Genomic DNA, 11,703 nt, shown 5'->3' with positions numbered 1-11,703 from the left:
ATGGGGAACCATATGTCGTTCATCGGCCGTGACATGGCTGTCGACCTCGGGACCGCCAACACGCTGGTGTACGTCAGGGGCCGGGGGATCGTTCTCAACGAGCCGTCCGTCGTCGCCATCAACACCAACACCGGCGGCATCCTCGCGGTCGGCTCCGAGGCGAAGAAGATGATCGGCCGGACGCCGGGCAACATCGTTGCCGTCCGGCCGCTGAAGGACGGCGTCATCGCCGACTTCGAGATCACCGAGCGGATGCTCCGCTACTTCATCCTGAAGATCCACAAGCGCCGGTACCTCGCCCGTCCGCGCGTCGTCGTCTGTGTGCCCTCGGGCATCACCGGCGTCGAGCGCCGCGCGGTCATCGAGGCGTCCACGCAGGCCGGCGCCCGGCAGGTGCACATCATCGAGGAGCCCATGGCCGCGGCCATCGGCTCCGGACTCCCGGTCCATGAGGCCACCGGCAATATGGTCGTCGATATCGGTGGCGGCACCACCGAAGTCGCCGTCATCTCTCTCGGCGGAATCGTCACGGCGCAGTCCATCCGCGTCGCGGGTGATGAACTGGACAATGCGATCATTCAGCACATCAAGAAGGAGTATTCGCTCCTGCTTGGTGAGCGGACCGCCGAGAACATCAAGATCACTATTGGTTCCGCGTACGACATGGACAAGGACGAGCACACCGAGATCCGCGGCCGTGACCTCGTCTCCGGGCTGCCGAAGACCGTCGTCATCTCGGCCGCCGAGGTCCGCAAGGCGATCGAGGAACCGGTCAACGCGATCGTCGACGCCGTCAAGACCACCCTCGACAAGTGTCCGCCCGAGCTGTCGGGCGATGTCATGGACAGAGGCATCGTCCTCACCGGCGGCGGAGCGCTGCTGCGCGGCCTCGACGAGCGGCTGCGGCGCGAGACCGGCATGCCGATCCACATCGCCGAGGATCCGCTGGACTCGGTGGCGCTCGGCTCCGGCAAGTGCGTGGAGGAGTTCGAGGCGCTCCAGCAGGTCCTGGACGCCCAGCCGCCCCGGCGTTAGTCCGATGGCCCGTCAGCCGATGGGCGCGTCGGGCCGTCGGCCTGTCGGCGCACCCGCCCGTACCCCCGCTCACGCACACGCGCGCGCGGTGGCGTCCGGCGGTGGCCACGGGGGACGCGCGCGCCCCGACCGACGGTCCGCCGAGGGTTCGAGAACCCCTGTACGGGTGCCTGCCACCCCGTCCGGCTGATCGTTGATATACAGACATCGACATTCCTACGAGGAAGGCACGGCCGCCGCACGTGAGGGACACACGAGAGAGCCGGCTGCTCCTGGTGCTGCTGATCGCCATCGCGTTCGCTTTGATCACGGTGGACATCCGCGGGGGCGAGGACTCCCCGGTCGACGGCGCCCGGCAGGCCGCCGCCTCTGTCTTCGGACCGATCGAGAACGGCGTCGCGACCGCCGTCGACCCGATCGGCAACGCCATAGGGGCGGTCCGGGACTCCGGCGAGCGCCATGACCGCATCAGCGCGCTGGAGCGAGAGAACGCCGAACTGAAGGCCAGACTCGGCAGCGACGACCGCAACCGCAGCCGCGCCCGCGAGCTGGACGGCATGCTCAAGAAGGCCGGCGCGGGACAGTACGGCATCAAGGGCGCGGAGGTCATCGCCATAGGAGCGGCCCAGGGCTTCTCCTGGACGGTGACCATCGACGTCGGCTCCCGCGACGGCATCAAGCGCGATATGACCGTGCTGAACGGCGACGGGCTCGTCGGCCGCGTCACCACCGTCGGCCCCGGCACCGCGACCGTGCTGCTCGCCAACGACCCGGACTTCACCGTCGGCACCCGGATGGAGAAGAGCGCCGAACTCGGCTTCGCCACCGGACAGGGCGACCGCCCGCTCTCCGTCCAGCTCCTCAACGGCAAGTCCAAGGTCAAGAAGGGCGACCGGCTGGTCACCTTCGGCTCCCAGGGCGCCAAGCCGTTCGTGCCGGGCGTGCCGATCGGCGAGGTCGTCCGCGTCGACCCCGCCCGCGGCGATCTGACCCGGACCATCTACGTCAACCCGTATGTGGGCTTCAGCAAGCTCGACATCGTCGGCGTCGTCGTCGAGGCGCCCAGGACCGACCCGCGCGACACCGTGCTGCCGCCCCGGCCCGCCCCGCCGAAGCCCGCGCCGACGGTGACCGTCACGGTCACGCCCTCCACCGGGGCCGTCCAGGACAGCGGCCAGAACAGCAGTCAGAACGACGAGCGGTAGGAGCTGATCCGTCATGCGTGTCAACCGGATGCTTCTCTCCACGGCCCTGGTCGTGGTCGCCCTCGTCATCCAGGTCTCCGTCCTCGCCCGGCTCCAGCTGCCCGGCGCCGTCCCCGACCTCCTGCTGCTCACCGTCCTCGGACTCGCCTTCGTGTACGGGCATCTGGCGGGCGCTTTCATCGGCTTCGGCGCCGGGCTGCTCGCCGACCTCGCCCCGCCCGCCGACCACGCGGTCGGACGGTACGCCCTCGTCCTCTGTGTGATCGGCTATCTCGCGGGGCTGGCGCGGCCCGAGAACGGCAGGATCAGATCCGCCACCGGGCCGATGCTCGTGGTCGTCGCCGCGGCCATCGGCTCCACCCTGCTGTACGCGGGAGTGGGCGCGCTCGTCGGGGACACCGCAGCCCGCCATGTGGGCCTGGGCGACCTGCTCTTCACGGCCGCCGTCTACGATCTGCTGCTCGCGCCCTTCACCGTGCCGCTCATCATGGCGCTCGCCCGGCGCGCCGACAACGATCCGCTCGCCGAGAGCCAGAGCGGCGGCGGTGACGTCGCCTCCGGCCTGCTCTCCTCCGGCACGGGCCTGCGGATCGGCGGCCAGCGCGGGGGACTGCGGATGAAGACGGCCCGTGCCCGAGCGGCCCGGGCCGGCCGTATCAAGGGCGTCAAGCGACTGTGACCGAGGGAGGGGAACTCGCGCCATGAGCAATATCCCGGAGACCGGGCGGACGCCCCGGGTGCAGATCCGGCTCGTCGTCATCCAGGTACTCGTCTTCTCACTCCTGCTCACCCTCGGCGGACGCCTCTGGTACCTCCAGATCCGCAACGGCCAGGAGTACACCGACGAGGCCAAGAACAACGGCGTCCAGCGGGTTGTCCAGCCCGCCGTCCGGGGCTCGATCCTGGACGCGCGCGGCATCCCGCTCGCCGACAACGAGACCCGTCTCGTCGTCTCCGCGTCCCGCACCGAACTGATGAAGATGAAGGACGACGGCGAGGCCGTCCTCACCCGCCTCGCCGGAGTCCTCGGCATGAAGCCGAAGGACGTCATCGACAAGGTCCGGCTCTGCGACGCCGACACCCCCCAGCCCTGCTGGAACGGATCGCCCTACCAGCCGATCCCCGTCACGGACGAGGCCACCACCCAGCAGGCCCTCCAGATCCGCGAGCGCGCCGAGGACTTCCCCGGCATCACCGCCGAGCCCACCGCCGTACGCCGCTACACCGCCCCCGGCAAGGCCAACACCGCCCAGGTCCTCGGCTATCTCTCACCCGTCACCGACGACGAGATCGCCAAGGCCAAGGACAGCGACTCGCCCTACCTCCGCTCCGACCAGGTCGGCCGCTCCGGCATCGAGCGGACCTACGACAAGGCGCTCCGCGGCAAGGCCGGCATCACCCGGTACGAGGTCGACAACCTCGGCCGGGTCATCGGCGAGGGCGACCGCGACAAGGCCCAGGCCGGCGCGCACCTGGTCACCTCCATCGACGCCCGCGTCCAGGCCGTCGCCGAGTACGAGCTGAACGAGGCGATGAAGGCGGCCCGCAAGGAGTTCGACAGGAACACGCGGGAGAACTACAAAGCCGACGCGGGCGCGGTCGTCGTCATAGAGAACAAGACCGGGCGCGTCATCTCGATGGCCTCCCAGCCCACGTACGACCCCAACGCCTGGGTCGGCGGCATCTCCGGCAAGGACTACGCCAAGCTCACCGGCAAGGACTCCAACTACCCCCTGCTGAACCGGGCCATCCAGGGCCAGGCGGCCCCCGGCTCGATCTTCAAGGTGGTCTCGTCCGCCGCCGCGGTCAAGGCGGGATACGACTTCGACGGCAACTACCCCTGCCCCTCATCGCTCTCCTTCGGCGGCCGGGAGTTCAAGAACTTCGAGTCCAAGGGGTACGGCAGCATCAACCTGGGCCGGGCTCTCGAAGTCTCCTGCGACACCGTCTACTACGGCCTCGCCTACCGCGAGTGGCAGAAGGACGGCGGCACCAAGCCCAAGAAGAACGCGAACGACTGGTTCTACCGCACGGCCCACCAGTTCGGCCTCGGCGCGGAGACCGGCATCGACCTCCCCAACGAGGTCACCGGCCGGGTTCCCGACCGGGAGTGGAAGCAGCGCTTCTGGGAGGCCAACAAGACCGCCTGGTGCAAGCAGGGGAAGAAGGGCGGCGACTACGTCGAGCAGATCGCCTACGAGAACTGCCTCGAAGGCAATCAGATGCGCGCGGGTGACTCCGTCAACTACTCCATCGGCCAGGGCGACATCCTCGTCACCCCCATCCAGATGGCGACGATCTACGCGGCCATCGCCAACGGCGGCACGCTCTACAACCCCACCATCGGCAAGGCGATCGTCAGCGCCGACGGCAAGAGCGTTCAGGAGATCAAGCCCAAGTCGCACGGCAAGCTCCCGATGAGCAACAAGACCAGGAACCAGATAAACGATGCCCTCGCGGGAGTCGTGACCACCGGTTCCGCCGCCTGGCGGTTCAACGGCTGGCCCCACGACGAGATCCCGATGCACGCCAAGACGGGTACCGCCGAGGTCTTCGGCAAGCAGACGACCTCGTGGTTCGCCACGTACACCGACGACTACACGATCGTGATGACGATCTCCCAGGGCGGCACCGGATCGGGCGCCTCCGGACCGGCCGTGCGCAAGATCTACGAGGCGATGTACGGGCTCGACGAGGACGGGGGGCAGGACCTGAAGCAGGCGCTCCTGCCCAAGCCGCAGAAGTCGCTCCCGAAGATCTCGGCGGACGGCACCATCGACGCCCCGGAGATCAGGCCCTACGAGCCCAGGAAGCCCAAGGACCCCGAGGCAGCGGACACCCAGCTCCTCACCGGGGACCAGCGGGACCCGGACACCGACCCGACGGATCCGGACCTGGGCCAGGACCAGCAGGATCCGGGCGGCGGGCAGCCGGACTCGGACCAGGGGCTCGCGAGCCCGCCCGCGCGGAGGGACTGAGGCATGTCCGGCACCAATGGCTTCTCCGTCTCCGGCTACGGGCCCCGGCGCGGCGGCGTCTGGGCCCAGCTCTCCGCCCGTGACTCGATCGTCCGCAGGCTGGACTGGCCGCTGCTCTGCTCCGCGCTCGCGCTCTCCGGCATCGGAGCACTGCTGGTCTGGTCGGCGACCCGAGGGCGCACCGAGCTGAACCAGGGAGACCCGTACTACTTCCTCTTCCGGCACCTCCTCAACACCGGCATCGGCGTCGCGCTGATGGTCGGCACGGTCTGGCTCGGTCACCGCACTCTGCGCACCGCGGTCCCGGTGCTGTACGGGCTCTCCGTCCTGCTGATCCTGCTGGTCCTCACCCCCGTCGGCGCGACCATCAACGGCGCGCACGCGTGGATCGTCATCGGCGGCGGATTCTCCATCCAGCCCTCCGAGTTCGTGAAGATCACCATCATCCTGGGGATGGCGATGCTCCTCGCCGCCCGCGTCGACGCGGGCGACCTCACCCATCCCGACCATCGCACGGTCGCCAAGTCGCTCGGCCTCGCCGCCCTGCCGATGGCGATCGTCATGCTGATGCCGGACCTCGGCTCGGTGATGGTCATGGCGGTGATGGTCCTCGGCGTGCTCCTCGCCTCGGGCGCTTCCAACCGCTGGATCCTCGGCCTCATCGGCAGCGGTGTCGCCGGCGCGTTCCTGGTCACCGCCCTCGGACTGCTCGACGAATACCAGATCAACCGCTTCGCCGCCTTCGCCAACCCGGAACTCGACCCCGCGGGCGTCGGCTACAACACCAACCAGGCACGCATCGCGATCGGCTCCGGCGGACTGACGGGCACGGGACTGTTCAAGGGTTCGCAGACCACCGGCCAGTTCGTCCCCGAACAGCAGACGGACTTCGTCTTCACGGTCGCGGGCGAGGAACTGGGCTTCCTCGGCGCGGGTCTGATCCTGGTGCTCCTCGGCGTGGTGCTCTGGCGCGCCTGCCGGATCGCACGGGAGACGACCGAGCTGTACGGGACGATCGTCGCGGCCGGGATCATCGCCTGGTTCGCCTTCCAGTCCTTCGAGAACATCGGGATGACCCTCGGCATCATGCCGGTGGCGGGTCTGCCGCTGCCGTTCGTGTCCTACGGGGGCTCGTCGATGTTCGCGGTCTGGGTGGCGATCGGACTACTCCAATCGATCAGGGTTCAGCGGCCGATAACGGCATAAGGAGCGTTCCGCTACTGCCGTCGCGAATCTTCGCGAACTAGATTCGATATATGGCGGACACGAAGCGCGAGATCGAGCGGAAATACGAAGCCAGCCCCGACACCCGGCTGCCGGACCTGACCCGGGTGGCCGGGGTCTCGGCCGTCCGGAACCAGGGCGTCGACGAACTCGACGCCGTCTACTACGACACCCCCGACCTGCGGCTCGCCGCCGCCTCCATCACCCTGCGCCGGCGCACCGGCGGCGGCGACGCGGGCTGGCATCTCAAACTGCCCGTGGCGCCGGGGGTGCGGGACGAGATCCGCGCGCCTCTCTCCGGCTCGCTGCCGCGCGGCCTCGCGGGACTGGTCAGAGCCCGTGTCCGCGAAGCCGGGCTCGGGCCCGTGGTACGGCTGCGCTCCTCCCGTGAGGTACACCATCTGGTGGACGCCGACGGCGTGCTGCTCGCCGAGCTGAGCCGGGACGCGGTCCGCGCCGAACGCCTCGGCGACGGCCGCGGCGACGTGGACGGCGATGGGAAGGAAGCCGATCAGGGGGACGGGCACAGGGCCGGGGACGACGCCGTCGGGCGTACGGCCGAGTGGGACGAGATCGAGGTCGAGCTGGCCGACGACGGCGATCCGGCCTTCCTGGACAAGGTCGGGAAGAAGCTGCGCAAGGCGGGGCTGCGGGAGTCCTCGGCGCCGTCGAAGCTGGCACGGGCGCTCGCCGAGACCGGCCACGAGGCCCCCGCCGCGGGCGCCTCCGAAGCGACCGGAGCCTCCGCGCCTCCCGAAGCCCTGGCACCGCCGAACGCGGGCGACCACATCCTCGCCTATCTGCGTGAGCAGGCCGCCGCCCTGCTGGCGTACGACCCCGGCGTACGCCGGGACCTCCCCGACGCGGTCCACCAGATGCGGGTCTCCACCCGTCGGCTGCGCAGCGCCTTCCGCACGTACCGGAAGATCCTCGACCGGACGGTCACCGACCCGGTCGGCGAAGAGCTGAAGTGGCTCGCCGCCGAGCTGGGTTTCGCCCGTGACCACGAGGTTCTCACCGAACGGCTGCGCTCCCGGATCGACGCGCTGCCCCGGCAGGTGGTGCTCGGCCCGGTGCGCGGCCGGCTCCGGATCCGGACCACCGCCCATGGCGCGGACGCACGGCGCAGGGCCGTCGCCACCCTCGACAGCACGCGCTACCTCGCCCTGCTCGACACCCTGGACGCGCTGTTCGCCGATCCGCCGCTGCTGAAGCAGGCGTCCGGCCCGGCCGACGTCGTCCTGCCCAAGGCGATGCTCAGGGACTACGACCGGCTGGCCCTTAGGGTCACCCACGCCCTGGACCTTCCCCACGGCCCCGACCGCGACCTCGCCATGCACGACGCCCGCAAGGCCGCGAAGCGCGCCCGGTACGCGGGCGAGGCGGCGACGCCCGCGCTCGGCGGGAGCGCCAGGCGCTTCGCCAAACGGATGAAGGCCGTCCAGACCGTCCTCGGCGACCACCAGGACAGCGTGGTGGCCCGTGACGCCCTGCGGAATCTGGCGATCCAGGCCCATGCGGCGGGGGAGTCGGCCTTCACCTGGGGACTGCTGTACGGCCAGGAATCGGCGGCGGCGGACGAGCGGGAGCGGGAACTGCCGGACGTCTGGGCGAGAGCCTCGGCCGAGAGGCTGCGGGAGTGGCCGGCCCGGTGACCCGCGGTACCTCCGGCGCGGGCTACCGCCCTGGCCGGAGGTACCGCGGGTCAGGGCGGGCGGGAGCCGGATCAGGTCCGAAGGACCCGGTTCTCTGACAGGCCCGGGGCCACGGAGGGTCGGTCGACCGTGGCCGCGGAGGCCGGTTCGCCCGTGGCCGCGGAGGCCCGATCGCCGTGCGGGGGCCGCTCCCGAGCGCGTTACGCTAGTGAGTCGCCCCCTGCCAGCCCACGAAAGACCCGAGATGCCTGTTGCTGCCGAGTCGGTCTTCCCACAGCTCGAAGCTCTTCTCCCGCACGTGCAGAAGCCCATCCAGTACGTCGGCGGTGAGCTGAACTCCACCGTCAAGGAGTGGGATGCCACCGATGTGCGCTGGGCGCTGATGTACCCGGACGCGTACGAGGTCGGGCTGCCGAACCAGGGCGTCATGATCCTCTACGAGGTGCTGAACGAACGCGAGGGCGTCCTCGCCGAGCGCACCTACAGCGTCTGGCCCGACCTGGAAGCGCTGATGCGGGAGCACGGCGTACCCCAGTTCACGGTCGACAGCCACCGGCCGGTCGGGGCCTTCGACGTGTTCGGGCTGAGCTTCTCCACCGAACTGGGCTATACGAACATGCTCACCGCCCTCGACCTCGCGGGCATTCCCCTCCAGGCGCGCGACCGGTCGGTCGACCACCCGATCGTCCTCGCGGGCGGCCACGCGGCCTTCAACCCGGAGCCGATCGCCGAGTTCGTCGACTGTGTGGTCATCGGCGACGGCGAGCAGGCCGTCCTCGACATGACGGCGATCATCCGCGCCTGGAAGGCGGAGGGCCGCCCCGGTGGCCGCGAGGAGGTCCTGTTCCGGCTCGCGAAGACCGGCGGTGTGTACGTCCCCGCCTTCTACGACGTGGAGTATCTGCCGGACGGCCGCATCGGCCGGGTCGTACCGAACCGCTCCGGCGTCCCGTGGCGCGTGTCCAAGCACACGGTCATGGACCTCGACGAGTGGCCCTACCCCAAGCAGCCCCTCGTCCCGCTCGCCGAGACCGTCCACGAGCGGATGTCCGTCGAGATCTTCCGCGGCTGCACCCGCGGCTGCCGTTTCTGCCAGGCCGGCATGATCACGCGTCCCGTACGGGAGCGAAGCATCACCGGCATCGGCGAGATGGTGGACAAGGGCCTGAAGGCGACCGGCTTCGAGGAGGTCGGCCTGCTGTCGCTCTCCAGCGCGGACCACTCCGAGATCGGCGATGTGGCGAAGGGGCTCGCGGACCGGTACGAGAAGGACAAGATCGGTCTCTCCCTCCCCTCCACCCGCGTGGACGCGTTCAACGTCGACCTGGCCAACGAGCTGACCCGCAACGGCCGCCGCTCCGGTCTGACGTTCGCGCCCGAGGGCGGCTCCGAGCGGATGCGCAAGGTCATCAACAAGATGGTCTCGGAGGACGATCTGATCCGTACGGTCGCCACGGCGTACGGCAACGGCTGGCGGCAGGTGAAGCTGTACTTCATGTGCGGTCTCCCCACCGAGACCGATGAGGACGTGCTCCAGATCGGGGACATGGCGGTCAAGGTCATCGCCAAGGGCCGCGAGGTCTCCGGCTCCAACGACATCCGCTGCACGGTCTCCATCGGCGGCTTCGTCCCCAAGCCGCACACGCCCTTCCAGTGGGCCCCGCAGCTCAGCGCCGAGGAGACCGACGCCCGGCTGGGCAAGCTCCGCGACAAGATCCGCGGCGACAAGAAGTACGGCCGCTCCATCGGCTTCCGCTACCACGACGGCAAGCCCGGCATCGTCGAGGGCCTGCTCTCCCGGGGGGACCGGCGGGTGGGCGCCGTCATCCGCGCCGTGTACGAGGACGGCGGCCGTTTCGACGGCTGGCGCGAGCACTTCTCGTACGACCGCTGGATGGCCTGCGCCGACAAGACGCTCCCCGAGTTCGGCGTCGACGTCGACTGGTACACGACCCGTGAGCGCACCTACGAGGAGGTCCTGCCCTGGGACCACCTCGACTCCGGGCTCGACAAGGAATGGCTCTGGGAGGACTGGCAGGACGCGCTCGACGAGACCGAGGTCGAGGACTGCCGCTGGACGCCGTGCTTCGACTGCGGTGTCTGCCCCTCCATGCAGACGGAGATCCAGATCGGCCCGACCGGCAGGAAGCTGCTGCCCCTCAGTGTGGTGAATCAGTAGCTCCACCGTCCTCGGGGGAGGCTGCCGGAGCGGCGGCGCGGGGCGGTGGGGAAACAGCGGTGGGGAAACAGAGGGAAGCGATACCGCATCCGTACGGGCGTCCGGCGCGTCATCTCTGACATGGATCTGGAGAAGGCGCGACCGGCACCGGTGGCCGGCCGGCACGGTGGGGTCGGCCCGGCGGTTGAACCCGAGGGCTGTCTGGCCGTCGCCGTGCGGGTGCCCGTGCGGATCGTGGTGCTGGTCCTCGTCGTCCCCGTCCGGCTGCTCTGGGACCTCCTCGCCATCGCCGGGCGCGCGACCCACCGCGTACTGCTGCGCCCCCTCGGCAACGGGCTGTCCTGGCTGTTCGAGCACGCGGTACTCCCGGCGATGGCCGGGCTGGGGTGGCTGCTCCGGTTCACCGGCAGACTGCTCTTCCTCTGGCCGTGGGTGGCGTTGTGGCGGTACGTCGTCGTTCCGGTGGCGGTCTACGGGATCGGCGTGCCGGCCCGGTGGGTCTACCGGCAGCTGCTGACTCCGCTCGGGCACGGCCTCCTCTGGGTCGGAACGAATCTGGTGGCGGCCCCCGCCGTCTGGTTCTACCGGCGGGCCTTGACTCCGCTGGGTCGGGGGACGGCCGTCACGCTGCGGTGGGTGGTGCTGGCGGTGTTCGTGTGGCCGTGGGTGGCGTTGTGGCGGTACGTCGTCGTTCCGGTGGCGGTCTACGGGATCGCCGTGCCGGCCCAGTGGGTCTACCGGCAGCTGCTGACCCCGCTCGGGCACGCCACCCTCTGGCTGCTCACCCGCGTCGGCGGGGCCCTGGACTGGGCGCTCGCGTATCTGCTCTTCAAACCCCTGGTCTGGCTCTTCCGGTACGCCGTCTTCGTGCCGCTCGCCGCGCTCTGGCGGTACGTCCTCAAGCCGGTCGGCGGCGAGATCGTCTCCGCCGTCGGCGTCGCCTGGCGTGTCGCCGGATATCTCGTCCGAGCCCTCGGCGACGCCTTCCTCTGGTTCTTCCGCACCCTCCTCGCGCCGCCCGCGCGCTGGTTCTACCAGCACATCTGCACACCCGTGGGACATATGGCGCGCGACGCGCTCTGGCGGCCCGCCAAGAGAGCCGCGGTCGAGGCGGGGCAGGCAGCGCGTTCCGCGCTCCGGTCGGCACGCGAGGCGGTGCGTCAGGCCAGGCAGAGCGCGTGGCGCGCGATGGGCCGAGGAGTGCGGGTACCGGAACCTGTGGAACCGGGTGTGCCTTCGGCGCGTACTCTGGGTAGTACAAAGACTGTCTCCGGCGCGGCGGCCGGGCCCGAGGTCTCCCTCCACAAGCGGGGGTGAGGCCGGGCAGGCCCCCACGGGGCACCCAGCATTCCGAGGGCGGCGTGCCACCCGCCACCGCCCCGCAGCGAGGAGAAGAACCACTGGGCAAGCGACAGCCCGAAGGCCCG

General features: G+C 70.1%; 8 protein-coding genes. All 8 read left to right on the top strand.

What is annotated here, in order from left to right; translation table 11 throughout:
• The first annotated feature begins 12 nt into the window (after positions 1–12).
• The 8 genes from ACWEFL_RS06915 (at position 13) to ACWEFL_RS06880 (ending at position 11,593) form a co-directional block, all read left to right on the top strand.
• Positions 13–1,035 (top strand): rod shape-determining protein, encoded by a 1,023-nt coding sequence (locus tag ACWEFL_RS06915; RefSeq protein WP_451708839.1) that lies wholly within the window; start codon positions 13–15, stop codon positions 1,033–1,035.
• A gap of 242 nt (positions 1,036–1,277) precedes the next feature.
• Complete coding sequence (gene mreC / locus ACWEFL_RS06910; protein ID WP_451708477.1) at positions 1,278–2,240, top strand: rod shape-determining protein MreC; 963 nt, start codon at positions 1,278–1,280, stop codon at positions 2,238–2,240.
• A gap of 13 nt (positions 2,241–2,253) precedes the next feature.
• Positions 2,254–2,919 (top strand): rod shape-determining protein MreD, encoded by a 666-nt coding sequence (gene mreD / locus ACWEFL_RS06905; RefSeq protein WP_451708474.1) that lies wholly within the window; start codon positions 2,254–2,256, stop codon positions 2,917–2,919.
• 22 nt (positions 2,920–2,941) lie between these two features.
• Positions 2,942–5,218: a penicillin-binding protein 2 gene (gene mrdA / locus ACWEFL_RS06900; protein WP_451708471.1), complete on the top strand. Its 2,277-nt coding sequence runs from the start codon at positions 2,942–2,944 to the stop codon at positions 5,216–5,218.
• Positions 5,219–5,221: 3 nt separating this feature from the next.
• A complete protein-coding gene (rodA, locus tag ACWEFL_RS06895; RefSeq protein WP_451708468.1) occupies positions 5,222–6,424 on the top strand; it encodes a rod shape-determining protein RodA in 1,203 nt (400 codons plus the stop codon).
• A gap of 50 nt (positions 6,425–6,474) precedes the next feature.
• A complete protein-coding gene (locus tag ACWEFL_RS06890) occupies positions 6,475–8,097 on the top strand; it encodes a CYTH and CHAD domain-containing protein (protein ID WP_451708466.1) in 1,623 nt (540 codons plus the stop codon).
• Positions 8,098–8,341: 244 nt separating this feature from the next.
• Positions 8,342–10,276, top strand: a complete 1,935-nt coding sequence (locus ACWEFL_RS06885; RefSeq protein ID WP_451708463.1) for a TIGR03960 family B12-binding radical SAM protein — start codon at positions 8,342–8,344, stop codon at positions 10,274–10,276.
• A 120-nt stretch (positions 10,277–10,396) separates the two neighbouring features.
• Positions 10,397–11,593 (top strand): hypothetical protein, encoded by a 1,197-nt coding sequence (locus ACWEFL_RS06880; protein ID WP_451708460.1) that lies wholly within the window; start codon positions 10,397–10,399, stop codon positions 11,591–11,593.
• Positions 11,594–11,703: the final 110 nt, after the last annotated feature.

It is taken from the genome of Streptomyces sp. NPDC004838, assembly GCF_053600955.1.
Note: the sequence above shows the minus strand (reverse complement) of the source record. Positions and strands in the feature narration are given on the sequence as shown.

Coding starts and splice junctions, on each gene's coding strand:
- rodA (WP_451708468.1), top strand. CDS start 5,222: ATGTCCGGCACCAATGGCTTCTCCGTCTCCGGCTACGGGCCCCGGCGC.
- ACWEFL_RS06915 (WP_451708839.1), top strand. CDS start 13: ATGTCGTTCATCGGCCGTGACATGGCTGTCGACCTCGGGACCGCCAAC.
- mreD (WP_451708474.1), top strand. CDS start 2,254: ATGCGTGTCAACCGGATGCTTCTCTCCACGGCCCTGGTCGTGGTCGCC.
- mrdA (WP_451708471.1), top strand. CDS start 2,942: ATGAGCAATATCCCGGAGACCGGGCGGACGCCCCGGGTGCAGATCCGG.
- ACWEFL_RS06890 (WP_451708466.1), top strand. CDS start 6,475: ATGGCGGACACGAAGCGCGAGATCGAGCGGAAATACGAAGCCAGCCCC.
- ACWEFL_RS06885 (WP_451708463.1), top strand. CDS start 8,342: ATGCCTGTTGCTGCCGAGTCGGTCTTCCCACAGCTCGAAGCTCTTCTC.
- ACWEFL_RS06880 (WP_451708460.1), top strand. CDS start 10,397: ATGGATCTGGAGAAGGCGCGACCGGCACCGGTGGCCGGCCGGCACGGT.